Here is a 25,938-nt window from a genome sequence, read left to right as displayed (position 1 = left end):
CCTCCCAGCCCGATCAGGCAGCGGATATAAATGATAATGCGCAATCAGTATCATTTGATGTGCATTGCACCTGCCCATCTCGCCCGCCTGCTCCATGTCCTCCGACACCCCCATCCTCCCCCGCATCCCAGTTGCCTTGCCGGGCGCCAGCCGCCTTCAATCCATCGACGCGCTGCGCGGCCTGGTCATCCTCTTCATGCTGATCGACCATGTGCGCGAGACCTTCTACCTGCACCACCAGGTGCCGGATCCGATGGATGTCTCCGCCACCGCGCCGGAGCTGTTCTTCAGCCGCTTGCTCGCCCACCTGTGCGCGCCGGTGTTTGTGCTGCTCACGGGCCTGTCGGCCTTTTTGTATGGCAGCAAGTATGAAGATGGGCGCGCTGCAGCCTCGGGCTTTCTCTTCAAGCGCGGGCTGTTTCTGGTGCTGCTCGAAGTGACCGTGGTCAACTTTGCCTGGACCTTCCAGTTCCCGCCCACCAAGATCTTCTTGCAGGTGATCTGGGCCATTGGCCTGTCGATGCTGATGCTGTCAGCATTGGTGTGGCTGCCCCGGCGGCTGATCATTCCGCTGGGCCTGCTGCTGGTCGCCGGCCACAACCTGCTCGACCAGCTGCACTTTGCGCCCGACCATGCGTTGCACACGCTCTGGGCCGTGCTGCATGACCGGGGCTGGATCGATGTGAGCAGCAGCCTGCGCCTGCGCACCTCCTACCCGCTGCTGCCCTGGATTGGCGTGATTGCGCTGGGCTATGCGATGGGCCCGTGGTTTGCCAAGGGTGCCGATGCGCTGCAGCGCCAGCGCCGCCTGCTGACCTGGGGCCTGGGCCTGCTGGTGGGCTTTGTGCTGCTGCGTGCCGCCAATGTATATGGCGACAAGCCCTGGGTGGCGGGCGACTCGCTGATGGTCAGCCTGATGGGCTTTTTGAATATCACCAAGTACCCGCCCTCGCTGCTGTTTCTGGCGCTGACCCTGGGCATCGGCCTGCTGCTGCTGCGCGCTTTCGAGCGCCGGCCACAGATGCGCTGGCTGGCACCGCTGACCGTGTTTGGCGCCGTGCCCATGTTCTTCTATGTGCTGCACCTCTATGTGCTCAAGTTCCTCTACCTGGGCGCGCAGGCGGTCTGGGGCAACAACCAGGGCGAGGTGTTTGGCTTTGGTGCGATCTGGATGGTGTGGATCACCACGCTGGCCATGGGCTTTGCGCTCTACCCGGCGGTGAAGGCCTTTGCCGCCTTCAAGGCCCGCAGGCGCGATATCAGCTGGCTCAAGTACCTCTAAGAACCCGTTCAAAGTCTCTACGCAGCCGCGTTGGAGTGCAATCGGGATGAATTCGAAGCGATGGAACGCAGCTTGCACCGGGGTGCAAGCAAGAGCCAGCGCGCAGAAATCGCCCGATTTCACTCCAACCCGTAGGGACAGTGGCTTTGCGCTGCCCGGGTAGGGGCGCCCGGCTAGGGAGCGGTCTGCGTCGTTGCAAATCCTCGCAATAGCGCGGCTATTGCTGCGGTGTTGCGCGGCTGGGCGCCCCCTCGCATCCCATCTCGCAAAGACACTGTCGCGGCGCGAGGAGACTTTGAACAGGTTCTAAGCCGCTTTTTACGCTGCCTCAGGCTGCAGGCCCTGCACCGCTGAGGCAGTCCTTGCACTGGCCGTACAAGGTGATCTCATGGCCTTCGACCAGAAAGCCCGGCGGCGCCATGCCCTTGAGATCGCCGGGACAGGCCTGGATATCAAACACCCGGCGGCAGCTGTTGCACTGGAAGTGGTGGTGGTGGTCATGCGTGGCCGGCTCGTAGAGCGGCAGGCCACCGGGCAGGGTCACCACACGCAGCAGGCCCTCTTCCGTCATCGATTTGAGGTGGCGGTAGACGGTGGCAATGCCCAGCGCCGGCAGGGCCGCACCCGCAATCTCCAGCACCTCTTGGGGGGAGAGAGGACGGCCTTGCGATGCAAAGGCATCGGCGATGGCGGCGCGCTGGCGGGTAGGACGTTGCATGGTCTGACAGGGGCGTTCCGGGGAACGGCTAAGGCAATCGAGGGTGCGCCCATCATAGCCGCTCAGGCCGCCACCTGCAGGCAGCGCCGGCGGGCAGGCGCCACCCTCCTCTCGCAGGTCAGAAAATCTGCAAGGGCATCTCGGCCAGCAGGCGCACCTGGTTCACATTCAGCTCGCCCTGGGTTTGGTTGGCCCGGTGCACGCCATAGCGCAGCTGCAGCGCCAAGCCCTTGGCCTGGCCCTGCTGCACGGTGTAGCGCAGCAGCATGTCGCGCTCCCAGTGGCGGCCGCCACTGCCGGTGGCCCCCAGGTAGTTGGTATACACGCTGCCGGCACGGCTGTAGTCAATGCCCGAGCCGCGTGTATAGGCCACGCCAGCGCGCAGGCCCGGTGTCAGCCACTGGCCCAGATCGGCCTCGTACTTGAGCTGCCACGAGGCCTCGTGCGGCGCATTGAAGTCCGACAGCTGCATCGCGTTTTCCAACCAGATGGAGCCCCGGTTGACATAGTCGAACGGCGTGTCGCCATCCACCTTCTGGTAGCCCAGGCCCAGCTGGTGCATGCCGGCCGCATAGGTGGCCATCAGGCTCCAGGTCAGGTTGTCCACCTTGCCGGCCTTGGCGGCACCGGAGTCTTGGTTGCGGTACAGGTTCAGGCTGAGCGAGAGGCTTTGCTTATCGGCCAGCGCCTTTTTGTAGAAGCCACCCAGGTACCAGGTGTTCCAGACATCCTCGTATTGGCCCACATAGCTCGACAGGCTCAGCCCGCTCCAGGGCGTGGCCCAGCTGCCGCCGGCAAAGCTGAAGGCATCGCCTTGCACGCCCGAGTAATTGGCCAGCAGGGGCTGGCCATTCTTGCGCGCATTGCGGTCGGCCCAGCCGGTAAAGCGGCCGGCCTGCAGGCTCAGCTGCGGAATGTCGTTGCTGCTGATCAGCCAGCCCCGGTTGGTCTCGGGCAGCAGCCGTGTGTCGGACGAGTGGAAGATCGGGTTCTTGGTGCGCATCTCGCCCACTTTCAGCTCGGTGGACGACCAGCGCAGCTTGAGTGCGGCACCGGCGCGGCCAAAGCTGTCCTGGAGATCGGTGCCGTCCTTGGCGATATAGCGCGGATTGCTGCGCACCTTGTCCGCCTCCGAGCCCAGGTTGATGCCGCCATAGGCATGCGCATACAGCCCCAGGCCGATCACACCCTGGGTGTAGCCCGAGCTGAAGTTCAGCATCAGGCCATAGGCGGCTTCGGCGGCCTTGTCCGAGCGCGCGCCGCCGGACACCACCCGGGTGCTGTCGCCACGCCGGTAGTCCAGTTGCTCATACACCATGCGGTTGACCATGCCCAGGCTCGCACCCGCGATCAATCCCTTGGCCTCGTCCTGCGCGCCCGCCTGCGCATGGCTTGCGGCTACGGCCAACACTGCCAGGCCACTGCTGCGCGCCATCCATTTGAAATAGGTCATTGTCTTGTGTCGCCCAAAATTGCGGTGGCCGCTCAGCCGTGGTGCCCAGGCGTGGCTGACGATACCCTTGAAGTGATGCTGCGCGCGCCCTGGTACCCCCGCGGACAGTGGCATGCCAGACAGCGATATCGCCCACCTCGTACCAGGATGCCGGCCCGCTGTAGCAAGCCATCCGGCACCGGCATAAAAAAACCACCGCATGCGGTGGTTCTTCTGTGGCAGTTGCGCAGACAGCGGATCAGCGCTTCTTGCGGTATTTTTGCAGAGCAGCAATCTGGGCTGCCATGACGGACAGCTCGGATTGGGCCTTGGCCAGGTCAAGCTCGCCCTTGGCGTTCTTGAGGGCTTCTTCAGCCTTTTGCTTGGCTTCAACCGCTTTTTGCTCGTCCAGGTCCTTGCCGCGCACAGCGGTGTCGGACAGCACGGTCACGCAGTCGGGTTGCACTTCGAGAATGCCACCAGCCACGAAGATGAACTCTTCGCCGCCGTCGGCCTTCTCAATGCGCACCGAACCCGGCTTGATGCGGGTGATCAACGGCGTGTGGCGGGCGTAGATACCGAGTTCGCCCATTTCACCAGGCAAAGCCACAAAGCGGGCTTCGCCGGAGAAGATGGATTCTTCAGCACTGACCACATCAACGTGGAAGGTGTTCATCTTGGATCCTCAGAGTGAAAAAGAAACTAGTTCGCGAGAAGGGCTGCGTGCTGCAGCCCATTCTGCAAAGCTTAGATCTTCTTCGCCTTCTCGATGGCTTCGTCGATCGTGCCAACCATGTAGAAGGCTTGCTCGGGCAGGTGGTCGCACTCGCCGTTGACGATCATCTTGAAGCCGCGGATGGTTTCCGACAGCGGCACGTACTTGCCTGGAGCGCCCGTGAACACTTCAGCAACGTGGAAAGGCTGCGACAGGAAACGCTGGATCTTACGAGCGCGGGCCACGACGAGCTTGTCTTCGGGAGCCAGTTCGTCCATACCCAGAATCGCAATGATGTCGCGCAGTTCGGTGTAGCGCTGCAGGGTACCCTGCACTTGGCGGGCTACCGAGTAGTGCTCTTCACCCACCACTTGGGGGTCCAGCTGGCGGCTGGTCGAAGCCAGTGGGTCCACCGCAGGGTAGATACCCAGCGAAGCGATGTCACGCGACAGCGCCACGGTCGAGTCCAAGTGAGCGAAGGTCGTTGCTGGCGATGGATCGGTGTAATCGTCCGCTGGCACGTACACGGCCTGGATCGAGGTGATCGAACCCACCTTGGTCGAGGTGATACGCTCTTGCAGACGGCCCATTTCTTCGGCCAGCGTAGGCTGGTAGCCCACCGCCGAAGGCATACGGCCCAGCAGTGCGGACACTTCGGTACCGGCCAGCGTGTAGCGGTAGATGTTGTCCACGAAGAACAGCACGTCCTTGCCTTCGTCACGGAACGCTTCAGCCATGGTCAGGCCGGTCAGCGCCACGCGCAGACGGTTTCCTGGTGGCTCGTTCATCTGGCCGTATACCATGGCAACCTTCGAGTCGTTCAGCGACTCCTGGTTCACCACACCGGCGTCCGACATTTCGTGGTAGAAGTCGTTACCTTCACGGGTACGCTCACCCACGCCGGCGAACACGGACAGACCGCTGTGCGCCTTGGCGATGTTGTTGATGAGCTCCATCATGTTCACGGTCTTGCCCACACCGGCACCACCGAACAGACCGACCTTACCGCCCTTGGCGAACGGGCACACCAGGTCAATCACCTTGATGCCGGTTTCCAGCAGTTCCTGTGCAGGGGCCAGCTCATCATAAGCGGGCGCCTTGCGGTGGATGGAAGCGGTCAGCGCCTGGTCCACAGGACCACGTTCGTCGATGGGGTTACCCAGCACGTCCATGATGCGGCCAAGGGTTGCCTTGCCCACGGGCACGGTGATCGCCTTGCCGGTGTTGGTGACCATCAGGCCACGCTTGATACCGTCCGACGAGCCCAGCGCAATGGTACGCACCACGCCGTCGCCCAGCTGCTGCTGCACTTCCAGCGTCAGGGCAGTGCCTTCGAGCTTCAGTGCGTCATACACGTTAGGCACGCTGCCGTGGGGGAACTCAACGTCCACCACCGCACCGATACATTGAACAATCTTGCCTTGTACTTGAGCCATTTGTTGCTCCAATATTGATTTCAGTCGAGCTGTATTACACAGCCGCGGCGCCTGCGACGATTTCCGACAACTCGGTCGTAATCGCAGCCTGACGCGTCTTGTTGTAGATCAGCTTCAACTCGTTGATGACGTTGCCGGCGTTGTCGGTGGCGGCCTTCATGGCCACCATGCGTGCAGACTGCTCGGAAGCCATGTTGTCTGCAACGGCCGAATAGATCAGCGATTCCGCATAACGCACGAGCAGCTCGTCGATCACACTTTGCGCATCGGGCTCGTAGATATAGTCCCAGCCGTGGGATGCAGCCGGTGCCGAGCCCTGGATCGCTTCTTGCGACAGGGGCAACAACTGCTCCACAACCGAGTCCTGCTTCATCGTATTGATGAACTTGGTGTAGCACAAATAGACCGCGCTCAGCTTGCCCTCAGCGTACTGGTCGAGCAAAACCTTGGCCGGGCCGATCAGCGCATCCAGATGCGGCGTATCGCCCAAGGCAGTAGCGTTGGCCACCACCTTGACACCCACGCGCGTCAGAAAGCCCAGACCCTTGCTGCCAATGGCCACGGCTTCCGTGCTGACACCAGCGGATTGCAGTTCCTTGAGCTTGTTCGTCACGGCACGCAGCACATTGGTGTTCATGCCGCCGCACAGGCCCTTGTCAGTCGTCACCACGATCACGCCCACCTTCTTGACGTCATTCGACACCATGAAGGGATGAACATATTCGGGGTTTGCCTGGCTCAGGTGAGCTGCAATTGCGCGAATCTTTTCGCTGTATGGACGGGCTGCCTGCATCCGCTCCTGCGCCTTGCGCATTTTGGATGCGGCAACCATTTCCATGGCCTTGGTGATCTTCTTGGTGTTTTCCACCGATTTGATCTTGCCGCGTATTTCCTTGCCTGCTGCCATGATGACTCCTCGACCGGATTAAGCGAAGGACTTCTTGAATGCAGTGATGGCTGCAGTCAGTTCAGCTTCGTCCTTGCCTTCCTTGTCGAAAGCCTTCTTCTCGTTCAGACGGTCCACCAAGGCGCCGTAGCTGGTCTTGAGGAACTGGTGCAGACCCGATTCAAAGGACAGAACCTTCTTGACTTCGATGTCGTCCATGAAACCCTTGTTCACAGCAAACAGCGAAGCGGCCATCAGAGCGACGGGCAGCGGGCTGTACTGGGCTTGCTTGAGCAGCTCGGTCACGCGGGCACCGCGGTCCAGTTGCTTGCGGGTTGCATCGTCCAGGTCAGAAGCGAACTGCGCGAAAGCAGCCAGTTCACGGTACTGTGCCAGGTCGGTACGGATACCGCCGGACAGGCCCTTGATCAGCTTGGTCTGAGCGGAACCACCCACGCGGGACACCGAAATACCGGCGTTGATAGCGGGACGGATACCGGCGTTGAACAGGCTGGTTTCCAGGAAGATCTGGCCGTCGGTGATCGAGATCACGTTGGTAGGCACGAAGGCCGACACGTCACCGGCTTGGGTTTCGATGATGGGCAGAGCCGTCAGCGAACCCGTCTTACCCTTGACTTCACCCTTGGTGAAGGCTTCCACGTAGTCCGCGTTCACACGGGCTGCGCGCTCGAGCAGGCGGCTGTGGAGATAGAACACGTCGCCAGGGAACGCTTCGCGGCCTGGTGGACGGCGCAGCAGCAGCGACACTTGGCGGTAAGCCACGGCTTGCTTGGACAGGTCGTCATACACGATCAGGGCGTCTTGGCCACGGTCGCGGAAGTACTCACCCATCGTGCAACCCGAGTAGGCCGACACGTACTGCATAGCAGCGGATTCAGAAGCGGTAGCGGCCACGACGATGGTGTATTCCATCGCGCCGGCTTGCTCCAGAGCACGCACCACGTTCTTGACCGACGAAGCCTTCTGACCAATAGCCACGTACACGCAGGTAACGCCTTGGCCCTTTTGGTTGATGATGGCGTCGATCGCGACAGCGGTCTTACCGGTCTGGCGGTCACCAATGATCAGCTCGCGCTGGCCACGGCCGACGGGCACCATCGCGTCGATGGACTTGATACCCGATTGCAGGGGCTGGTCCACGGATTGACGGGCGATAACACCAGGCGCAACCTTTTCGATCACGTCGGTCATCTTGGCGTTGATAGGACCCTTGCCGTCGATAGGCTGGCCCAGAGCGTTCACCACGCGACCCACCAGTTCTGGGCCCACGGGCACTTCCAGAATACGGCCGGTGCACTTGACGATGTCGCCTTCCGAGATGTGGGTGTACTCACCCAGAATCACGGCGCCAACAGAGTCACGCTCCAGGTTCAGAGCCAGACCGAAGGAAGGTTGACCGTCGGCGGTGGCTGGGAATTCCAGCATTTCGCCGGCCATCACATCGGACAGGCCGTGCACGCGCACGATACCGTCGGTCACCGACACGACCGTACCTTGGTTACGGATATCGGAATTGCCTGACAGACCCTCAATGCGGCTCTTGATCAGTTCAGAAATTTCTGCGGGATTGAGTTGCATTACTCACTCCTTTTCATGGTTTAGCCGAATCCTCGAACTGCATTACGCAGTGAGGGTTGCTTTCATTTGTTCGAGACGGGCCTTGACCGAGGTGTCCAGCACCTCGTCACCCACCACAACGCGAACGCCGCCAATCAGCGACTCGTCCACGGTGGTGCTCAGATTCAGTGGGCGGCCAAAGCGTTTTTCCAGCACGGTGCCCAGCGCATTCAATGCGGAGTCATCCATGGGGAAGGCGCTGTACACCAGCGCGTCCGACGAACCGTTGTTGCGGTTCACCAGTGCGCGAAATTGCGAGGCCACTTCAGGCAGCGCATCCAGACGGCGGTTATCTACCACCGTACGCAGGAAGTTGCGCGCCAGGTCTGACAAGGCCCAACCGCGTGCCAGCGTCACACCAGCCATCACATCGATCACCTGTTCGTTGGTGACGTTGGGATTGTCGGCCAGTTGGCGCATTTCCGGATCGGCGGCAATCGCCGCCAGTTCGTCCGTCCAAGACAGGGCGTCGCTCAAGCCAACACCTTTTTCGGTGCAGGCCTTGAACAAGGCTTCAGCGTAAGGACGGGCAATGGTGGCGAGTTCTGCCATTTCGTTGCTTCCTTACAGCTCAGTCTTCAGGCGATTGAGCAAATCACTGTGTACCGCAGGATTGACTTCCTTGCGGAGAATCTGCTCAGCACCCTTGACAGCCAAAGCTGCAACTTGCTCGCGCAGCGATTCGCGCGCCTGGATCACTTGCTGCTCGGCATCTGCACGAGCGGCGGCAATGATCTTGTTGCCTTCTTCGGTAGCACGGGCCTTGGCCTCTTCTACGATTGCTTGGGCACGACGGTCTGCGTCCGCGATACGCGACGCTGTCTCATTGCGGGTTGCGGAAAGTTCTTCCTCAACGCGCTTGTTCACAGCTGTCAACTCGGACTTTGCCTTATCGGCAGCAGCAAGACCATCGGCGATTTTCTTTGCTCGCTCATCCAACGCCTTGGCAATAGGTGGCCACACGAATTTCATCGTGAAGAGCACCAGAATCAAGAAGACAATGGCCTGAACGAACAGGGTCGCGTTAATACTCACGGCAACACCTTTCTATCTACGGCGTTGATCGGAGCTTAGGCCAGTTGGAATGGGTTGGCGAAAGCGAACAGCAGAGCGATAGCAACACCGATCAGGAATGCAGCGTCGATCAGACCAGCCAAGATGAACATCTTGGTTTGCAGTTCGTTGATCAGCTCAGGCTGACGTGCCGACGATTCCAGGAACTTGCCGCCCATCAGAGCAATACCGATCGAAGCGCCGATAGCGCCCAGACCAACAATCAGACCACAAGCCAGAGCGACGAGACCGAGAACGTTTTCCATGATGACTCCTGAGAAAAAAAAAGAAAGGTTAAGAGAAAAAGGAAAGGGAACAGTTAGTGAGCTTCATGTGCCTGGCCGAGATAAATCAGCGTCAGCATCATGAAAATGAAGGCCTGCAGAGTAATCACCAGAATGTGGAAGATCGCCCAGATCGTGCCTGCAATGATGTGCCCCACGGGGAGCAACACACCAGAGAGCGACATAGCGGCTGCGCCACCCATCAGGGCAATCAGCATGAACACCAACTCACCAGCGTACATGTTGCCGAACAGTCGCATACCGTGCGAAACCGTCTTGGCAACGTATTCAATAATCTGCATCAACAGATTGACGATGCCGAGGATCACGGCAAAGACAGGATTCTTGCTGGTACCAAAGGGAGCGGACACCAACTCATGCGCCCAGCCGCCCAGACCCTTGATCTTGACGCTGTAGTACAGGCACAGGACCAGCACGGCAGTCGACAGACCCAGCGTGGTCGACAGATCGGCGGTAGGCACAACACGCAGATAAGCGTGGTGGTCACCGGTGGCGCCTTGCCACAGCAGCGGCAGCAGGTCGACCGGCAGCAAGTCCATCGCGTTCATCAGGAAAATCCAGACGAAGACGGTCAGGGCCAGCGGGGCAATGAACTTGCGCGATTGGGCGTTGTGGATATTGGCCTTGGCCTGGTTGTCCACCATCTCGACCAGCATCTCGACAGCCGCCTGGAAACGACCAGGTACGCCCGAGGTAGCTGTGCGTGCTGCCAGCCACATCACGAAGATGCCCAGCACGCCCAAGATCACGCTCACTGAGATCGAATCAAGGTTGACCACCGAGAAATCGATGATCGACTTTTGCTTGATATTCTGAAGATGCTGCAAGTGGTGAACGATGTATTCACTTGCAGTGGGTGCATTCGCTTCTGCGGCCATCGGACAACTCTTCTTCTCAATTACAAAATTTTTGCAGATCTGGTCAGCAGCCAAAGCGCCAACCAGTACGTCTTCATCACTACAACCAGACCCAACACCAGCGCCAACCAGTTGAGTCCCGGCACGACCAGCGGCGCCAGCAGAAGCAGCACCACGGTCAAAACCAATTTTGCGATCTCCAAACCAAAGAACCGGACCATCGCAAGATTCTCTTGCCCAGCCCCCAGATGCAGCCGCAACCCACGTGCAAAAAAGGCAGCAGGAATCACCACCGCCGCCGCACCGTATGCCACCGACCACATCCATCCGGCCCGCTGCGTCACCAGACCCACCAATACTGTGAGCACCACCCCGACGACCAGCTGCCACTTCACCACACGCACCACCGATACCGGCGGATGGCGCTGGCGCCACTCTGCTGCTTCTTGCGCAGTCAGGGGCTTGAAGTCCGGCTCTTCAGCCACATGTTCTTCTTGTGGAGCATTTGTTGTCATAGTGTTGGCTCCCGGGCAGAACAACCTAGCCAAAGCCTGCGATTATAAGGATAAACCCGTTGCAAACGGGAAGCGTTTTGTTGCGCGTCTGTTTTTTTGCGGCACACAAGCCCCCATTGCACCCCTTTTCACGTCGGTTGCATCCGACAAATTCCACACCAGGAAGATGGCTTATCGACTGATGGAACATCACTTGCAAGCTTCTGTTTTAATAGCAAAATGACCACCACTACACCTCCTGTTGACCCTGTCGATTCCGGCGCCGATCCCCGCAAAGATTCCCTGATCGAATACCCCTCAGACTTCCCGATTAAAGTGATGGGTCTCAACCAGGACGGCTTTGTCCATGCGGTCACCGCCATCGCCAAGGAACACGACCCCTTCTTCGATGCCAGCTCTGTGGAGCTGCGCCCCAGCAGCGGCGACAAGTACCTGGGCGTCACGATCACCGTGACGGCTACCAGCCGCGAACAGCTGGACAACCTCTACCGGGCGCTCACCTCCAGCCCCATGGTCAAGGTCGTACTGTAAGCGGGCCTTGTTGTCACCTTTGTGAACCTTGACGGCCCTTGGTGGCCGCTTTTTGCCATGCAAACCCGCTTTCTTGGCCAGGCCGATTACGCGCCCACGCTGCAAGCCATGCAGCAATTCACCGCCCAGCGCTCCGCGCAAACACCCGATGAGCTGTGGATTTGTGAGCATGCGGCCACTTTCACGCAGGGCATTGCCGGCCTGCCCAGCCATTTGTTGCATACAGGCGACATCCCAGTGGTACAGACCAACCGGGGCGGCCAAGTCACTTACCACGGTCCGGGGCAAGTGGTCGCTTACCCTCTGATTGATCTGCAGCGCGCGGGCTACTTCGTCAAGGAGTATGTGTTCCGCATTGAGGAAGCCGTAATACGCACCCTGGCCGCCTTTGGAGTGACCGGCCACCGCGTGGCCGGCGCGCCGGGCATCTATGTGCGCCTGGACGACCCGTTCTCCCACGCAATGCTGGCCCAGCGCCCGGTGCAGCGCGATGCCGGCAGCCCTGCACCCGAGCCGGTATTTGAAGGCCTTGGCAAGATCGCTGCCCTGGGCATCAAGATCAGCCGGCACTGCAGCTACCATGGCGTGGCCCTGAATGTAAAGATGGACCTGGAACCCTACCACCGCATCAACCCTTGCGGTTATGCCGGGCTGCAAACCGTCGATCTTTCTACAATCGGGGTTAACGCCGACTGGGAGGATGTGGCCAAGACCTTGGCGCAAGAGCTTTCCGCCCGCTTGGCGCCTGCCGGTTCTGCATAACCTGGTGCCGCAGCGCATGCCCTATTCCCCACTAAGGGGCGGCGCAGCAGCCTCGGGCCGTACCTGCTCAGAGCCTACGGCCCCTCCGGTTTTGTGCGTGCCTGTCGCACAGAACGCGGTGAAACAACTAAAGTGAGCAACATGAGCACCAATGAAGTCGTGCGCGAAGCACAGTCCGCTGCCACCTACAACCCGCTGGCCAAGCAAAAGGCGGCCGCCAAACTGGCGCGCATCCCCGTGAAGGTCCAGCAAGCCGAGGTGCTGAAAAAGCCCGATTGGATCCGCGTCAAGGCCGGCAGCCCCACGACCCGCTTCTACGAGATCAAGGACATCCTGCGCCAGAACAATCTGCACACCGTCTGTGAAGAGGCCAGCTGCCCCAACATCGGCGAGTGCTTCGGCAAGGGCACGGCCACTTTCATGATCATGGGCGACAAGTGCACGCGCCGCTGCCCGTTCTGCGACGTGGGCCATGGCCGCCCCGACCCGCTGGACATGAACGAGCCGCTGAACCTGGCACGCACCATTGCCGCGCTGCGCCTCAAGTATGTGGTGATCACCAGCGTGGACCGCGATGACCTGCGCGACGGTGGCTCGGGCCACTTTGTCGAGTGCATCAAGAACATCCGCGAGCTCTCGCCCACGACCCAGATCGAAATCCTGGTGCCCGACTTCCGCGGCCGCGATGACCGCGCGCTGGAAATCCTGAAGGCCGCTCCGCCCGATGTGATGAACCACAACCTAGAAACCGCGCCGCGCCTGTACAAGGAAGCGCGCCCCGGCTCCGACTACCAGTTCAGCCTGAACCTGCTCAAGAAGTTCAAGGAACTGCACCCTACGGTGCCGACCAAGAGCGGCATCATGGTGGGCCTGGGCGAGACGGACGAGGAAATCCTGCAGGTGATGCGCGACATGCGTGCCCACAACATCGACATGCTGACGATTGGCCAGTACCTGGCTCCGTCGAACAGCCACTTGCCGGTGCGCCGCTATGTGCACCCTGACACCTTCAAGATGTTTGAAGAAGAGGCCTACAAGATGGGCTTCACCCACGCCGCCGTGGGTGCGATGGTACGCTCCAGCTACCACGCTGACCAGCAGGCCCACGCTGCGGGCGTTTAAGGCGCGGTGTTCGCCACAGCAAAAAGGCTGCCTCGTAGGCAGCCTTTTTGCATGCGGGCCGCTGCCTCAACCCAACGCTGCGCTGCTGCCCACCACCACCGCATACAGGTCACCAATGGTGGCCATCGCGCTTTGGTGCAGCTGCGCGGCAGAGACCGCACCGGCAGCGGATTGCAGCGGACGGGTGGCGCAGGCGTTGGCGACCACGGTGGCACGCTTGCCGCGCAGGAAGGCGCCTTCGGCGGTGAAGGTGACGCACATATGGCTCATGAAGCCGATGATCACCAGCTGCTCGTTGCCTGCCGCATCCACATGCTGGGCCAGGTCGGTGTTGTGGAAGGAGTTGGGGGCCGTCTTGACGACGACGGGCTCACCCGCCAGCGGTGCCACGCTGGCATGGATCTGGCCGATCTCGGCGCGGATGTCATAAGGCGAGCCCTCGCCGCCATCGTGCATCACATGGATCACCTTGGCGCCGGCCGCGCGGGCCTGGGCCAGCAGGCGGGATGCGGCGTCCAGCGCGGCTTCCCAACCTTCGAGCGCCATCACGCCACGGGTGTAGGTGTTCTGGTAATCCACCAGAATCAGGGTTGACTGGGCCAGGACGGCGGGCTTGGCGTCCAGTTGGTTGAGTTCGCGTAAAGTGCTGGTATGCATCGTGATTGCCTTGTAGGGATGGGTTACAGCCACCCGCAGTGGTGGCGACATGGATGCATCTTAGGGACAGCCTCCGCTGCCGACAATGCCGTCTTAGCCGCAGAAACCGACACCCGCCTTGAACGAAAGACCGCATGCCGCACCCAGAACGCCTGATCGTGATCGTGTTGTTTGACCGGGTTGACCTGCTCGACATCACCGGCCCACCCGAGGTGTTTGCGCTGCTGCAGCGCGAGATGGACGAGCCCTGCGGCTACCAGGTGCTGCTGGCGGCCGAGACGCTGGAGCCGGTGACCACGGCCGCCGGCGTGCGCGTGCTGCCCGACATTCGCCTGGACAGCCTGCAGCACCAGGCGATTGATACCTTGATCGTGCCGGGCTCCGTCGAGATGGATGCCAAGGGCCGCGTGCAGGCGCTCGCCGATCCGGCCGTGGTGCAGTGGGTGCAGACCTTGTCTGACCAGTCCCGGCGCGTGGCCTCGGTCTGTGTGGGCGCGCATATCCTGGCGGCCGCCGGCCTGCTGGAAGGCAAGCAGGCCACCACACACTGGTCCACCGCCGCCCAACTGGCCCAGGACCATCCTGATATCCGTGTCGATGCCGACCGCATCTACATCCAACAGGGCCGCATCTGGACCGGGGCCGGCCTGACCACCTGCCTGGACCTGGCGCTGGCCCTGGTGGCGGAGGATTTTGGCAATACCTTGGCGATGCGTGTGGCCCGCCAGCTGGTGATGTTTCTGAAACGCACCGGCGGCCAAAGCCAGTTCAGCGTCATGCTGGAGCCACTGTCGAGCACCCGCCGGATGGAGGACCTGCGCCAGTACATCGCGCAGAACCTGGGCCAACCACTGTCGATGGCTGACCTGGCTGAACAGATGCATGTGAGCGACCGGCAGCTGGCCCGCATCTTCAAGACCGAGCTGGGCATGACGCCGGCGGCTTATCTGGAAGCCGCGCGGGTGGAGGCAGCCCGCCAGCAGCTGGAGGCCACCGATGCCTCGTTGGATCAGGTGGCCGAGACCTGCGGCTTCAACACCACCGATACCCTGCACCGCGCTTTTCGCCGCCAGCTGGGTACCACACCGGGCCAGTACCGCAGCCGCTTTCGCACGCCGGCAGAGTAAGCCCCGCGAAGGCTTTAGTTCTCCAACAGATCCGCCGGGTTCTCGGCATCCACCACCTGCTGGGCCCAGCCCACCAGGCGCCGCGTGTCGGCCCGCAGCACCTGCTGCTTGATGGCGAGAATCTGCGCGGGCTGCATCGAAAAACTGCGCAGGCCCAGGCCCAGCAGCAAACGGGTCATGGCGGTGTCGCCGGCCATTTCGCCGCAGACGCAGACATCCTTGCCAGCGGCATTGGCCGCCTGGATGACCTCGGCCACCAGGCGCAGCACGGCGGGATGGAAGGGATCGTAGAGCTGCGACACCGCCTCGTCGGCCCGGTCGATGGCCAAGGTGTACTGGATCAGGTCATTGGTGCCGATCGAGAGGAAGTCGAAGTATTTCAAGAAGGTGCGCACCATCAGCGCAGCAGCCGGGATCTCGATCATCGCGCCCAGCTTGACCAGGCCCTGGGGCACATTGCGCTCGCGCAGCTCCTGCGAGGCCTGCTCGACCAGCGCCAGGGTCTGCTTGATCTCGCTCACATGGGCCAGCATCGGGAACAGCAATTGCACCGGGCCATGGGCTGCTGCGCGCAAGATGGCGCGCAGCTGGGTGCGGAACATGTCCGGGTCGGCCAGGCTGAAGCGGATGGCGCGCAAGCCCAGCGCGGGGTTGAGGTAGTAGTCCTTGGGCTGGGCCTTGTCCAGCGGCTTGTCGGCCCCCACGTCCAGGGTGCGGATGGTGACCGGCATGCCCTGCATGCCTTCCAGCGCTTCGCGGTAGGCGCGGTACTGCTCTTCCTCATCGGGTACCTTACCGCCCCGCCCCATGAAGAGAAACTCGGTTCGGAACAGCCCTACACCCACGGCGCCGGCCTTCACCGCCCCCGGGCCATCGCCGGGTTGCTCGATATTGGCCAGCAGCTCGACGCGCTCGCCATCGATGGTGATGGACGGCGTATCGCGCAGGCGCGAGAGGCGCTCGCGCTCCAGCCGCATCTGGCGCTGCTTGAAGCGGTACTCCTCCAGCAGGATCGGCGAGGGGTCGACAATCACCTCGCCGGCATCGCCGTCGATGATGACCCAGTCATCGGCGCGGATGAGCTGGCTGGCCGTGCGAGCACCCACGACGGCCGGAATGTCCATGCTGCGCGCAACGATGGCGGTGTGGCTGGTCTTGCCGCCCACCGCCGTGACAAAGCCGGCAAACACGCTTTGTTTGAACTGCAGCATGTCGGCGGGCGAGAGGTCATTGGCGATCAGCACCATCGGTGCATCGCGCTCATCGGCCACCCAGTCGTGCTGACCCTCCTGCACGCCCAACGGCGTACTGACCGGCGCAGCTACCGGGCTGGAGACACCGCGCATATGGCGCAGCACCCGCTCCACCACCTGCTCCAGGTCGCCCTTGCGCTCGCGCAGGTACTCGTCGTCCATCTCGTCGAACTGGCGGCAGAGCAGCTCCAGCTGCGCGGTCAGCGCCCATTCGGCGTTGTAGAGGCGTTCGCTGATCAGCTGGCGCACGCCTGAAGAAAGCATGTCATCCTGCACCAGCATCAGGTGCACATCCAAGAGCGGCTCCAGCTCCTGCGGTGCATCCACCCCCAGGTCACCGCGCAGGCGCTGCAACTCTTCGATCACCGCCAGCCGTCCCTTGCGCACGCGCTCGATCTCGCGCGCCACCTGGTCGGGCTCGATCAGGTAATGGGTGACCTCCAGGTGGCTGGACGCTGCCATGACTGCCCGGCCAATGGCAATCCCCCGGGCCACTGCGATTCCATGGATGGCAAATGTCATGCGGAACTTCCTCTTCGCTGGCGCGCTGCTGCGCCAAGCTGATTTATACGCCTGTCTCAGAAGACTGTACAAGCAAGGGGCTGGTAGAGCGCGGGGAAAGGTGGGTGTTCAAGCCGAGGGCGGTGCATGCCTGCAAGGCGGGCCGCATGCCAACAGCAGCAGGCAGCGTACTGCCAGACACGGAGCAAGCGGACCCGGGCTGCACCGCTGCAGACGCCAGGCAGCGCCTTATTCGCCTTCGCCGAACTTGTCGTTGATGAGGGCCAGCAAGGCGTCCATTGCTTGCTGCTCATCGGCGCCATCGGTCTCGATGGTCACTTCGGTACCGATGCCGGCGGCCAGCATCATCACCCCCATAATGCTCTTGGCATTGACGCGGCGTTCGCCCCGCGTAATCCAGACCTCGCAGGCAAAGCTGCCGGCAAGCTTGGTGAGTTTGGCAGACGCACGGGCATGCAGGCCCAATTTATTGCTGATGGTGACTGCGGTCTTGATCATGTGCTCGGATATTTTGGTTCTGTGGCGTGGTCTGCGTCACCTGCATGATGCCCTGGCTGCCCCCGGCAATGGCCCGGGCCACGAGGCTGTCCAGATCTTCTTGGCGATAGCACAGCGCACGCAGCAGCATCGGCAGGTTGACACCGGCCACCAGCCGGGTGGATGCACGGCGCTTGGCCAACTCCTGGGCAATATTATGCGGGGTCGCACCGAACACATCGCTCAGCACCAACACCGGGCCGCTGTGGCTGCTGTCGAGCATGGCCTGCGCCTCCTGCAGGCAGGCCACCGGGTCGGCGCTGGCAGGCACATCCAGCGCCATCAGGTGCTCTCCGCTGTCGGGGAACACATGCGCAGCGCATTGCGCTAGCGCCTGGGCCAGCGGTGCATGGGCGATCAACAATATCCGGTTGCTCATCAAATCAAAATACTAGAAGTTCTGTGTAGAGGCGTCTTACTGGCGGCGATACCGGGCCACCCGTATCCCATGCCAGTGTAGCTATTTTGCGGCACTGCAACATTGGTAGTGTTGCTTAGCCCAACGCCCTGGCCGCTACACCCCAGCCCTAGCGCAGTTGCAGCCCTTTGACAAAGCTCTGCAGCACCCCGTCCGCCAACGGCGCAGGGGACAGCACCATGGCCTGGTACACCCGCACCTGTTGCCCTTCCGTGCGTGCAAACCAGCGCGCATTGGCATACACCGGCTGGCCCGTGCCATTGCGGCCCTGCCACTGCAGCTGGCGAGCCTGCGGCAGCTCCAGGGTACCGGGCAAGACAAAGGCCTGCCCGGGCAGCGGCTGCCAGGCATCGGCCAACTGCAGCTGCTGGTGCAAGGCCTTTTGCCAGTCTGCCATCACCGTGGCTGCATCCTGCGGCCGCGTCAGGGCCACATGGGCCAGCGCATAGGTCGCCCCCTCGGCCTGGCAGCCCACCATCGACACGGCCAGGGTCTGCCTGCCCCAGGCCAGATCGCGCACGGCACGGTCGGGCTTGCAGGGCAGCATCAGGTCCAGCGGCGCATCGGCCAGGGCCACCACACGCCAGTTCAGCGCCGGGCTGCAGGCGGCCAGCAGCAATGCGGTGGTGAGGATCAGGCAGCGGGCCAGGGGCATCCGGCCATTATGGGCACGGCATGGCGACGGTCAAGCCAGGCGCGCAGGTAGAGCCACTGCACTGCACCTCAGGGTGTACATGGTCGCATAATGGCCACAGCGCCGAACTTTCGGCACCGCGTTGACTCCGAGCACCATGTCCAGAAAAACCACCACCACCGTCTTTACCGCGCTGGCCATCGCTGCCGCGCTGGGCATTGGAGCCTATGTCTACCAGGGCACGGGTCAGGCGGCCGCACCCGAGAGCCGCTTTGTGCTGCTCGACGGCAGCACCCAGACGACGGCAGACATGAAGGGCAAGGTCACGCTGGTGAACTTCTGGGCGACCAGCTGCACCACCTGCGTGGCGGAGATGCCCGAGATCGTCAAGACCTACGACAAGTACAAGGACCGGGGCTACGACACCATGGCCGTGGCCATGCATTACGACCCTCCGAGCTATGTCGTCAACTTTGCCCAATCGCGCAAGCTGCCGTTCAAGGTCGCGATCGACAACACCGGCCAGATTGCCAAGGACTGGGGCGACATCCAGCTGACCCCCACCACCTTTGTCGTGGACAAGCAGGGCCAAGTGGTCAAGCGCTATGTCGGCGCGCCCAACTTTGATGAGCTGCACAAGCTGATCGACAAGCTGCTGGCAGAGACCTGAGCCTTTGCAACAGCCCAGCAAGAAAACCGCCCTCGATGGGCGGTTTTTCGATGGTGCCTGTCCGGACGCGGGCGCTACACTGCGCATTCCTTTACTAAGCGCTGCCGCTGTGGACAGACCTGAGATAACGTTCCTGCACCCCACCACACCGGAAGAGCTTGCGGTGACCCGCGAGATCTTTCGGGAATATGCCCAGTCACTGGACATTGATCTGGGCTTCCAGGGTTTTGAGGAAGAGCTGGCCGACCTGCCCGGCGAATATGGCGACCCGCGCGGCGATCTGGTGCTGGCGCTGGTGGAGGGTTCCGTCGCCGGCTGCTGCGCACTGCGGCCCATGGATGATGTGGACTACAGCAATGCCTGCGAGATGAAGCGCCTCTATGTGCGCAAGGCCTTCCGGGGCTTTGGCCTGGGCCGCCAACTGGTGGACTACACGATGGCCAGCGCCATCCGCCTGGGCTATGACTGCATCCTGCTCGACACCTTGGACAGCATGGAATCGGCCCGTGCGCTGTATGCCGATTTCGGCTTTGAAGAGATTCCGCCCTACTACCACAACCCCGTTGCCGGCACGCATTACCTCAAGGCGGACGTCCATCCCTGACGGCGGTGCTGTGCACCGCAAGGCATGCCGCCCAGCCACAAAAAAGCACGCCTAGGCGTGCTTTGCGCATTCCAGCCAGGCTCTGCAACGCCATGCAGCGCCGCAGCAGCAGCCTGGTGTGGCCTTAGGCCTGCTTGGCTTGGGCCAGGATGGTGTCGGCATCGCTGACCGTGAACTGGCCAGGGGCTTCCACGTTCAGCTGCACAACCTTGCCGTCCTTGACCAGCATGGAGTAGCGGTTGCTGCGCAGGCCCAGGCCCTTGCCGTTCAGGTCCAGGGTCAGGCCGGTGGCCTTGGCGAAGGCGGCATCGCCGTCACCAATCATGCGCACCTTGCCTTCGGTGTGCTGGTCCTTGCCCCAGGCGCCCATCACAAAGGCGTCGTTGACCGACAGACACCAGATCTCGTCCACGCCAGCGGCCTTGAAGGCTTCTGCCTTTTCCACGTAGCCAGGCAGGTGCTTGGCCGAGCAGGTCGGCGTGAACGCGCCGGGCACGGCAAACAAAGCAATGGTCTTGCCAGCAGCTTCCTTGCTCACATCAAAGGCGTTGGGGCCCAGGCTGCAGCCATTGCCTTCGACCGCCACAAACTCGCTCAGGGTTGCAGAGGGAAGCGAATCACCAACTTTGATCATGGAGTACTCCTTGTAAATTGCCCATCAGGCAGTGATCCCGCTGGCCGATGGGCCAAAACGGGCATAAAAAAACGACCCACAGATTGTGGGTCGTTTTTGAAGTTACGTTGGTGCAAGTCGCAAAAGACTTAAACCAAAGCAGCCTTTTGCACCAAGCGGGTAGCCACCCAGTTCTTGGTCTTGGAGAGCGGACGGCTCTCGGTGATCTCGATGGTATCGCCCGTGTTGTACTCGCCCTTTTCGTCGTGGGCGTGGTACTTGCTGGACTTGATCATGATCTTGTCGTAGATGGGGTGCTTCACGCGGCGTTCTACCAGAACGGTCACGGTCTTTTCACGCTTATCGCTGACCACCTTGCCAATCAAGGTGCGCTTGAGGGATTTTTTAGCTTCCGTCATGTCGGCTCCTATTACTTGGCGGCTTGCTTTTCAGCAAGAATGGTCTTGGCACGTGCCACATCGCGGCGGGTAGCCTTGATGGTGGCGGTGTTACCCAGTTGTTGCGTTGCCTTTTGCATGCGCAGACCAAAGTGAGCCTTTTGCAAGGACTTGATCTCGGCTTCCAGGCCAGCAACGTCTTTTTGGCGCAGTTCAGCAGCTTTCGTCATATCGATTTCTCCTGAATTTAAGCGCCAAGCTGACGGGTAACGAACGTGGTGCGCAGCGGCAGCTTGGCAGCAGCCAGGCGGAACGCTTCGCGGGCCAGTTCTTCGGGCACGCCAACGATTTCGAACACCATCTTACCGGGCTGAATTTCAGCCACGTAGTACTCTGGGTTGCCCTTACCGTTACCCATACGGACTTCGGCTGGCTTGGTCGAGATTGGCTTATCAGGGAACACGCGGATCCAGATACGGCCGCCACGCTTGACGTGACGGGAGATTGCACGACGTGCAGCCTCGATCTGGCGGGCCGTCAGGCGGCCACGGTCCGTGCATTTCAGGCCGAAATCACCGAACGCTACCGTGTTGCCACGGGTTGCGATACCAGTGTTGCGACCCTTTTGCTCCTTGCGGTATTTGCGGCGAGCAGGTTGCAGCATAGTTATTCTCCTTTACCGTCCGCTGCTGTAGCGGGCGCGTCAGTCTTGCGAACGCGCTTAACGGAATCAGCACCAGCGCCGGCGGGCTTGTCGCTACCGTCTGCAGGAGCCGTGTTACCACCAGCGGGGCGGCGAGGGCCACGCGATGGACGATCGCCATTGCGGTTGTCACGACGAGGACCACGTGGACGACGCTCTTCTTCAGGACGTGGCGTTTCTGCGGCTGGCAGATCGTTACGACCCAGAGTGTCACCCTTGTAGACCCACACCTTCACGCCGATCACACCGTAGGTGGTCTTGGCTTCGGAGGTGCCGTAATCGATGTCGGCGCGCAGGGTGTGCAGTGGCACACGACCTTCGCGGTACCACTCGGTACGTGCGATTTCGATACCGTTCAGACGGCCCGACGACATGATCTTGATACCTTGAGCGCCCAGACGCATCGCGTTCTGCATCGCACGCTTCATGGCGCGACGGAACTGGATACGCTTTTCGAGCTGCTGGGTGATCGAGTCAGCAATCAGCTGAGCATCGATTTCAGGCTTGCGCACTTCTTCGATGTTCACAGCGACTGGCACGCCCAGGCGAGCAGCGAGTTCCTTCTTCAGGGCCTCGATGTCTTCACCCTTCTTGCCGATCACCACACCAGGACGAGCCGAGTAAATGGTGATGCGGGCGTTCTTGGCAGGACGCTCGATCAGAACGCGTGCCACGGCAGCGTTCTTCAGCTTCTCTTTCAGGTACTCACGAACCTTGATGTCTTCGGCCAGCATGCCGGCGAAATCACGGTTGCTTGCGTACCAGCGGCTAGACCAGTTACGGCTGACCGCCAGACGGAAGCCGGTAGGATGGATTTTTTGTCCCATGTTCTTCCTTTAGGCCTCAGTTACCCACGGTCACATAAATGTGGCAGGTAGGCTTGCTGATGCGGTTGCCGCGGCCCTTGGCGCGAGCGGTAAAACGCTTGAGCGTGGTGCCTTGCTCAACGAAGATGGTCTTGACCTTCAATTCGTCGATGTCAGCGCCGTCGTTGTGCTCAGCGTTGGCGATAGCGGACTCCAGAACCTTCTTGACGATCACAGCAGCTTTTTTCTGCGTGAATTCGAGAATGTTCAGAGCTTGGTCAACCTTCTTGCCGCGAATCAGATCCGCAACCAGACGGCCTTTGTCAACCGACAGGCGAACGCCGCGGAGGACTGCACGTGTTTCAGACATGGTCTACTCCTTATCGTTTCGCTTTTTTATCAGCGGGGTGACCCTTGAAGGTGCGCGTCAGGGCGAATTCGCCCAGCTTGTGGCCCACCATCTGGTCGGTTACATATACCGGTACGTGTTGCTTGCCGTTGTGCACGGCGATGGTCAGACCGATGAAATCGGGCAGAACCATGGAGCGACGCGACCAGGTCTTCACTGGCTTCTTGTCCTTGGTGGCGATGGCCTTTTCGACCTTTGCCAGCAAGTGATGGTCAACAAACGGACCCTTTTTAAGAGAACGAGTCATTTGCTACCCCTTACTTCTTACGGCGCGACACGATCATGGTCTGTGTGCGCTTGTTGTTACGGGTACGGTAGCCCTTCGTCAGATTGCCCCATGGGTCAACTGCGTGACGGCCTTCACCGGTCTTGCCTTCACCACCACCGTGTGGGTGATCGACAGGGTTCATCACCACACCGCGGACGGTAGGACGAATACCCATCCAACGCTTGACACCGGCCTTGCCCAGTTGGCGCAGGCTGTGTTCTTCGTTGGCGACTTCACCGATGGTTGCACGGCATTCGATATGGATCTTGCGAACTTCGCCCGAACGCATACGCACTTGGGCGTAGACGCCTTCGCGAGCCAGCAGGGTAGCCGAGGTACCAGCGGAACGGGCGATTTGCGCGCCAGCGCCGATCTTCAGCTCGATGCAGTGAATGGTCGAACCCACAGGGATGTTGCGGATCGGCAGGGTGTTACCCACGCGGATCGGTGCTTCAGAGCCACTGATGATGGTTGCGCCCACTTCCAGGTTACGCGGAGCGATCACATAACGACGCTCGCCGTCTGCGTAGCACACCAGAGCGATGTGAGCGGTACGGTTTGGATCGTATTCAATACGCTCAACCTTGGCGGGGATACCGTCCTTGGTGCGCTTGAAGTCCACCACACGGTAGTGGTGCTTGTGACCACCGCCCTTGTGACGGGTAGTGATGTGACCGTTGTTGTTGCGGCCTGCCTTTTGGAACTGAGGTTCCAGCAGAGGAGCGAAACCTTCGCCCTTGTGCAGATGGCCACGGGTCACCTTCACCACATGGCGTTGGCCGGGCGAAGTTGGTTTGAGCTTAATAACAGCCATGATTACGCAGCCTCCCCAGAGAGGTTCAGCTCTTGACCTGGCTTGAGCAGCACATAAGCCTTGCGAACGTTGTCGCGGCGGCCAATGGTCTTGCCAAAGCGCTTGGTCTTGCCCTTGGTGTTCACCACAGACACGCCCTTCACTTCGACCTTGAACAGCAGCTCAACAGCGGCCTTGATCTCGGGCTTGGTGGCGTTCTGCAGCACCTTGAATGTCACAGCGTTGGACTTTTCAGCAACCAGCGTGGCCTTTTCGGACACGATAGGAGCAACCAGCACTTGCATCAGACGACCTTCGTCGAACTTGCGTTCGGCGGGAGTAGGGTTCACACGGCTCATGCGAACATCTCCTTGAGTTTGTCGAGAGCGCCCTTGGTAACGAGCACTTTCTTGAATTGCACCAGCGACACTGGATCAGCGTAACGTGGCTCAACCACGAACACATTCTTCAGATTGCGCGAAGCGAGGTACAGGTTTTCGTCCACTTCGTCGGCGATCACCATCACCGAGTCCAGGTTCATGGACTTGAACTTGTCAGCCAGTACCTTGGTCTTGGGCGAATCAACCGTCAGCGAATCAACCACAGCCAGGCGGCCTTCACGGGCCAGCTGCGAGAAGATGGATGCCATACCGGCACGGTACATCTTCTTGTTGATCTTCTGCGTGAAGTTTTCATCAGGCAGATTCGGGAAGATGCGACCGCCGCCACGCCACAGAGGCGAAGACGACATACCAGCACGTGCACGGCCAGTACCCTTTTGTTTGAAAGGCTTGGCGGTGGTGTGACGGACTTGTTCGCGGTCCTTTTGAGCGCGTGTGCCTTGACGGCCGTTGGCGCGGTAAGCAACGATGATCTGGTGAATCAGGTCTTCATTGAAATCGCGACCAAACACGGTCTCAGGAGCGTCCACTTGGGAGGCTGCCTTACCTTGTTCGTTCAGGAGTTCGAGCTTCATTAGTTCGCTCCTTTAGCAGCTGCCTTGACAGCAGGACGCACGGTCACGAAGCCATTCTTCGAACCGGGGATTGCGCCCTTGATCAGCAGCAGTTGACGGGCTTCGTCGATGCGAACCACGTCGAGATTCTGGGTAGTCACGGTCTCATCGCCCATGTGACCGGTCATGCGCTTACCGGGGAACACGCGACCTGGGTCTTGTGCCATACCGATCGAGCCGGGAACATTGTGCGAACGGCTGTTACCGTGAGAAGCACGTTGCGACTTGAAGTTGTGACGCTTGATGGTACCGGCGTAGCCCTTACCGATCGAGGTACCTTGCACGTCGACCTTTTGGCCCACTGCGAAGATCTCGGTCACTGGCAAGGATGCACCTGCGGCGTACTTGCCGGCGGTGTCAGCTTCAACGCGGAATTCCTGGGTGATTTCACCAGCTTCCACGCCTGCCTTGGCCAGGTGGCCAGCGGCTGGCTTGGTCACGCGCGAAGCGCGGCGTTGACCAAAGGTGACCTGCAGGGCCACGTAGCCGTCGTTCTCTTGGGTTTTGACCTGGGTCACGCGGTTGTTAGACACATCCACCACGGTGACAGGCACTGCATCGCCGTCATCCGTGAACAGGCGCATCATGCCTACCTTACGGCCCAGCAACCCGAGGGAGTTGCTTTGACTCATTTGTTGCTCCAAAACTTCCGCCACCGAAACTGCAATTGGCTCGGTGTTGCCCCTGGGTTTGACGCCATCGGCACGAAAGAAGGTTAATAAAAACTTCGCCCCTTAACACCAAAATGCCAGGCAAATTGGACGTATAGAACACGAAGCCATAAATTCTAACGCGAACTTCCCAAATAGGCAAGTTCGCGTTAGAAAGGACAAGCAGCCACACCCGGAGGAGTGGCTTTAAGGCCTTATTGCAGTTTGATTTCGACGTCCACGCCGGCAGCCAGGTCCAGCTTCATCAGCGCGTCAACGGTCTTGTCGGTAGGATCGACAATGTCCATCAGGCGTTGGTGGGTGCGGATTTCCAGCTGGTCACGCGAAGTCTTGTTCACGTGGGGCGAACGCAGAATGTCGAAACGCTTCATGCGGGTTGGCAGGGGCACGGGACCCTTGACAATCGCGCCGGTGCGCTTAGCGGTTTCAACGATTTCAGCAGCGGACTGGTCGATCAACTTGTAATCGAAAGCCTTCAGGCGGATGCGGATTTTTTGCTTGGACATGGTTAATTCCCAGTTGTTCTAAGAATTAAGCAATGATCTTGGCAACCACGCCAGCGCCCACGGTACGGCCGCCTTCGCGGAT

The 25,938-nt window shown here is 60.7% G+C and carries 35 protein-coding genes; 7 read left to right on the top strand and 28 right to left on the bottom strand.

Translation table 11 applies throughout. The features are described 5' to 3' along the window. Positions 1-94: 94 nt before the first annotated feature. Positions 95-1,282, top strand: a complete 1,188-nt coding sequence (locus LPW39_RS13195; RefSeq protein ID WP_230775538.1) for a DUF1624 domain-containing protein — start codon at positions 95-97, stop codon at positions 1,280-1,282. Between the two features lie 328 nt (positions 1,283-1,610). On the opposite strand, the gene LPW39_RS13190 is transcribed toward LPW39_RS13195, so the two are convergent. From LPW39_RS13190 to LPW39_RS13140, 11 genes are all read right to left on the bottom strand, one after another. After that, positions 1,611-2,000, bottom strand: a complete 390-nt coding sequence (locus tag LPW39_RS13190) for a Fur family transcriptional regulator (protein ID WP_230775537.1) — start codon at positions 1,998-2,000, stop codon at positions 1,611-1,613. A gap of 118 nt (positions 2,001-2,118) precedes the next feature. Further along, a complete protein-coding gene (locus tag LPW39_RS13185; protein ID WP_230775535.1) occupies positions 2,119-3,453 on the bottom strand; it encodes an OprD family outer membrane porin in 1,335 nt (444 codons plus the stop codon). 238 nt (positions 3,454-3,691) lie between these two features. Beyond that, positions 3,692-4,108 (bottom strand): F0F1 ATP synthase subunit epsilon, encoded by a 417-nt coding sequence (locus tag LPW39_RS13180; RefSeq protein WP_021025621.1) that lies wholly within the window; start codon positions 4,106-4,108, stop codon positions 3,692-3,694. 71 nt (positions 4,109-4,179) lie between these two features. Then, on the bottom strand, positions 4,180-5,583 hold the full coding sequence (atpD, locus tag LPW39_RS13175; RefSeq protein ID WP_230775533.1) for a F0F1 ATP synthase subunit beta: 1,404 nt from the start codon (positions 5,581-5,583) through the stop codon (positions 4,180-4,182). 34 nt (positions 5,584-5,617) lie between these two features. After that, complete coding sequence (gene atpG, locus LPW39_RS13170; RefSeq protein WP_021025619.1) at positions 5,618-6,490, bottom strand: F0F1 ATP synthase subunit gamma; 873 nt, start codon at positions 6,488-6,490, stop codon at positions 5,618-5,620. A gap of 18 nt (positions 6,491-6,508) precedes the next feature. Then, the gene (atpA, locus tag LPW39_RS13165) at positions 6,509-8,068 is read right to left on the bottom strand and encodes a F0F1 ATP synthase subunit alpha (protein WP_230775531.1); all 1,560 of its coding nucleotides are present in this window, start codon (positions 8,066-8,068) and stop codon (positions 6,509-6,511) included. Between the two features lie 42 nt (positions 8,069-8,110). Then, on the bottom strand, positions 8,111-8,659 hold the full coding sequence (locus LPW39_RS13160; RefSeq protein WP_133857651.1) for a F0F1 ATP synthase subunit delta: 549 nt from the start codon (positions 8,657-8,659) through the stop codon (positions 8,111-8,113). A gap of 12 nt (positions 8,660-8,671) precedes the next feature. Continuing rightward, the gene (locus LPW39_RS13155) at positions 8,672-9,142 is read right to left on the bottom strand and encodes a F0F1 ATP synthase subunit B (protein ID WP_021025616.1); all 471 of its coding nucleotides are present in this window, start codon (positions 9,140-9,142) and stop codon (positions 8,672-8,674) included. Positions 9,143-9,177: 35 nt separating this feature from the next. After that, a complete protein-coding gene (atpE, locus tag LPW39_RS13150; RefSeq protein ID WP_021025615.1) occupies positions 9,178-9,426 on the bottom strand; it encodes a F0F1 ATP synthase subunit C in 249 nt (82 codons plus the stop codon). A 53-nt stretch (positions 9,427-9,479) separates the two neighbouring features. Continuing rightward, positions 9,480-10,343: a F0F1 ATP synthase subunit A gene (gene atpB, locus LPW39_RS13145; protein ID WP_230775529.1), complete on the bottom strand. Its 864-nt coding sequence runs from the start codon at positions 10,341-10,343 to the stop codon at positions 9,480-9,482. Between the two features lie 20 nt (positions 10,344-10,363). Next, positions 10,364-10,837 (bottom strand): ATP synthase subunit I, encoded by a 474-nt coding sequence (locus LPW39_RS13140; protein WP_133857649.1) that lies wholly within the window; start codon positions 10,835-10,837, stop codon positions 10,364-10,366. A gap of 219 nt (positions 10,838-11,056) precedes the next feature. Between LPW39_RS13140 and LPW39_RS13135 the strand changes: the two genes are divergently transcribed. The 3 genes from LPW39_RS13135 to lipA all read left to right on the top strand — a co-directional run bounded on the left by LPW39_RS13135 (position 11,057) and on the right by lipA (position 13,252). Further along, positions 11,057-11,368 (top strand): YbeD family protein, encoded by a 312-nt coding sequence (locus tag LPW39_RS13135; protein ID WP_230775527.1) that lies wholly within the window; start codon positions 11,057-11,059, stop codon positions 11,366-11,368. 57 nt (positions 11,369-11,425) lie between these two features. Further along, positions 11,426-12,130, top strand: coding sequence for a lipoyl(octanoyl) transferase LipB (lipB, locus tag LPW39_RS13130; protein WP_230775525.1), 705 nt, complete (start codon positions 11,426-11,428; stop codon positions 12,128-12,130). Between the two features lie 141 nt (positions 12,131-12,271). Then, positions 12,272-13,252: a lipoyl synthase gene (lipA, locus tag LPW39_RS13125; protein WP_230775523.1), complete on the top strand. Its 981-nt coding sequence runs from the start codon at positions 12,272-12,274 to the stop codon at positions 13,250-13,252. A 66-nt stretch (positions 13,253-13,318) separates the two neighbouring features. Here lipA and LPW39_RS13120 read toward each other — a convergent pair whose 3' ends face one another. After that, positions 13,319-13,909 carry a cysteine hydrolase family protein gene (locus LPW39_RS13120; protein ID WP_230775521.1) on the bottom strand — a complete coding sequence of 197 codons (591 nt, stop codon included), beginning with the start codon at positions 13,907-13,909 and terminating at the stop codon, positions 13,319-13,321. Positions 13,910-14,043: 134 nt separating this feature from the next. On the opposite strand from LPW39_RS13120, the gene LPW39_RS13115 reads away from it, so the two are divergent. Further along, complete coding sequence (locus tag LPW39_RS13115; protein WP_230775519.1) at positions 14,044-15,036, top strand: GlxA family transcriptional regulator; 993 nt, start codon at positions 14,044-14,046, stop codon at positions 15,034-15,036. A gap of 14 nt (positions 15,037-15,050) precedes the next feature. On the opposite strand, the gene ptsP is transcribed toward LPW39_RS13115, so the two are convergent. From ptsP to LPW39_RS13095, 4 genes are all read right to left on the bottom strand, one after another. After that, positions 15,051-16,811, bottom strand: coding sequence for a phosphoenolpyruvate--protein phosphotransferase (gene ptsP, locus LPW39_RS13110; RefSeq protein WP_230775517.1), 1,761 nt, complete (start codon positions 16,809-16,811; stop codon positions 15,051-15,053). A gap of 228 nt (positions 16,812-17,039) precedes the next feature. After that, positions 17,040-17,309: an HPr family phosphocarrier protein gene (locus LPW39_RS13105; RefSeq protein ID WP_116926826.1), complete on the bottom strand. Its 270-nt coding sequence runs from the start codon at positions 17,307-17,309 to the stop codon at positions 17,040-17,042. Next, positions 17,278-17,727, bottom strand: a complete 450-nt coding sequence (locus tag LPW39_RS13100) for a PTS sugar transporter subunit IIA (protein WP_230775514.1) — start codon at positions 17,725-17,727, stop codon at positions 17,278-17,280. The genes LPW39_RS13105 and LPW39_RS13100 overlap by 32 nt, the downstream gene beginning before the upstream one ends. Positions 17,728-17,875: 148 nt before the next feature. After that, positions 17,876-18,421: a hypothetical protein gene (locus tag LPW39_RS13095; protein WP_230775513.1), complete on the bottom strand. Its 546-nt coding sequence runs from the start codon at positions 18,419-18,421 to the stop codon at positions 17,876-17,878. Positions 18,422-18,557: 136 nt separating this feature from the next. Here LPW39_RS13095 and LPW39_RS13090 point away from each other — a divergent pair, with 136 nt between their 5' ends. Together LPW39_RS13090 and LPW39_RS13085 are read left to right on the top strand one after the other, a co-directional pair. Next, complete coding sequence (locus tag LPW39_RS13090) at positions 18,558-19,070, top strand: TlpA family protein disulfide reductase (protein ID WP_230775511.1); 513 nt, start codon at positions 18,558-18,560, stop codon at positions 19,068-19,070. A gap of 109 nt (positions 19,071-19,179) precedes the next feature. After that, positions 19,180-19,674 carry a GNAT family N-acetyltransferase gene (locus LPW39_RS13085; protein WP_133857661.1) on the top strand — a complete coding sequence of 165 codons (495 nt, stop codon included), beginning with the start codon at positions 19,180-19,182 and terminating at the stop codon, positions 19,672-19,674. A gap of 124 nt (positions 19,675-19,798) precedes the next feature. On the opposite strand, the gene LPW39_RS13080 is transcribed toward LPW39_RS13085, so the two are convergent. The 12 genes from LPW39_RS13080 to rpsJ form a co-directional block, all read right to left on the bottom strand. Next, positions 19,799-20,308: a peroxiredoxin gene (locus tag LPW39_RS13080; RefSeq protein WP_021025602.1), complete on the bottom strand. Its 510-nt coding sequence runs from the start codon at positions 20,306-20,308 to the stop codon at positions 19,799-19,801. Between the two features lie 128 nt (positions 20,309-20,436). Continuing rightward, entirely contained in the window at positions 20,437-20,706 is a 270-nt protein-coding gene (gene rpsQ / locus LPW39_RS13075) for a 30S ribosomal protein S17 (RefSeq protein ID WP_021025601.1), read from the bottom strand. An 11-nt stretch (positions 20,707-20,717) separates the two neighbouring features. Beyond that, positions 20,718-20,915 carry a 50S ribosomal protein L29 gene (gene rpmC / locus LPW39_RS13070; RefSeq protein WP_021025600.1) on the bottom strand — a complete coding sequence of 66 codons (198 nt, stop codon included), beginning with the start codon at positions 20,913-20,915 and terminating at the stop codon, positions 20,718-20,720. 17 nt (positions 20,916-20,932) lie between these two features. Then, the gene (gene rplP, locus LPW39_RS13065; RefSeq protein WP_021025599.1) at positions 20,933-21,349 is read right to left on the bottom strand and encodes a 50S ribosomal protein L16; all 417 of its coding nucleotides are present in this window, start codon (positions 21,347-21,349) and stop codon (positions 20,933-20,935) included. A 2-nt stretch (positions 21,350-21,351) separates the two neighbouring features. Beyond that, complete coding sequence (gene rpsC / locus LPW39_RS13060) at positions 21,352-22,215, bottom strand: 30S ribosomal protein S3 (protein ID WP_021025598.1); 864 nt, start codon at positions 22,213-22,215, stop codon at positions 21,352-21,354. Positions 22,216-22,231: 16 nt separating this feature from the next. Beyond that, positions 22,232-22,564 (bottom strand): 50S ribosomal protein L22, encoded by a 333-nt coding sequence (rplV, locus tag LPW39_RS13055; RefSeq protein ID WP_021025597.1) that lies wholly within the window; start codon positions 22,562-22,564, stop codon positions 22,232-22,234. 10 nt (positions 22,565-22,574) lie between these two features. Next, the gene (rpsS, locus tag LPW39_RS13050) at positions 22,575-22,850 is read right to left on the bottom strand and encodes a 30S ribosomal protein S19 (protein ID WP_027010580.1); all 276 of its coding nucleotides are present in this window, start codon (positions 22,848-22,850) and stop codon (positions 22,575-22,577) included. Positions 22,851-22,860: 10 nt separating this feature from the next. Further along, positions 22,861-23,685 carry a 50S ribosomal protein L2 gene (gene rplB, locus LPW39_RS13045; RefSeq protein WP_021025595.1) on the bottom strand — a complete coding sequence of 275 codons (825 nt, stop codon included), beginning with the start codon at positions 23,683-23,685 and terminating at the stop codon, positions 22,861-22,863. A gap of 2 nt (positions 23,686-23,687) precedes the next feature. After that, a complete protein-coding gene (rplW, locus tag LPW39_RS13040) occupies positions 23,688-24,023 on the bottom strand; it encodes a 50S ribosomal protein L23 (RefSeq protein ID WP_021025594.1) in 336 nt (111 codons plus the stop codon). After that, positions 24,020-24,640: a 50S ribosomal protein L4 gene (gene rplD / locus LPW39_RS13035; RefSeq protein ID WP_021025593.1), complete on the bottom strand. Its 621-nt coding sequence runs from the start codon at positions 24,638-24,640 to the stop codon at positions 24,020-24,022. Before rplD ends, rplW begins: the two co-directional genes overlap by 4 nt. Beyond that, positions 24,640-25,311 (bottom strand): 50S ribosomal protein L3, encoded by a 672-nt coding sequence (gene rplC / locus LPW39_RS13030; protein WP_021025592.1) that lies wholly within the window; start codon positions 25,309-25,311, stop codon positions 24,640-24,642. The genes rplD and rplC overlap by 1 nt, the downstream gene beginning before the upstream one ends. A gap of 233 nt (positions 25,312-25,544) precedes the next feature. Then, entirely contained in the window at positions 25,545-25,856 is a 312-nt protein-coding gene (rpsJ, locus tag LPW39_RS13025; RefSeq protein WP_021025591.1) for a 30S ribosomal protein S10, read from the bottom strand. Between the last annotated feature and the right edge of the window lie 82 nt (positions 25,857-25,938).

It is taken from the genome of Comamonas koreensis (assembly GCF_021026195.1).
Classification (GTDB): domain Bacteria; phylum Pseudomonadota; class Gammaproteobacteria; order Burkholderiales; family Burkholderiaceae_C; genus Comamonas; species Comamonas koreensis.
Note: the sequence above shows the minus strand (reverse complement) of the source record. Positions and strands in the feature narration are given on the sequence as shown.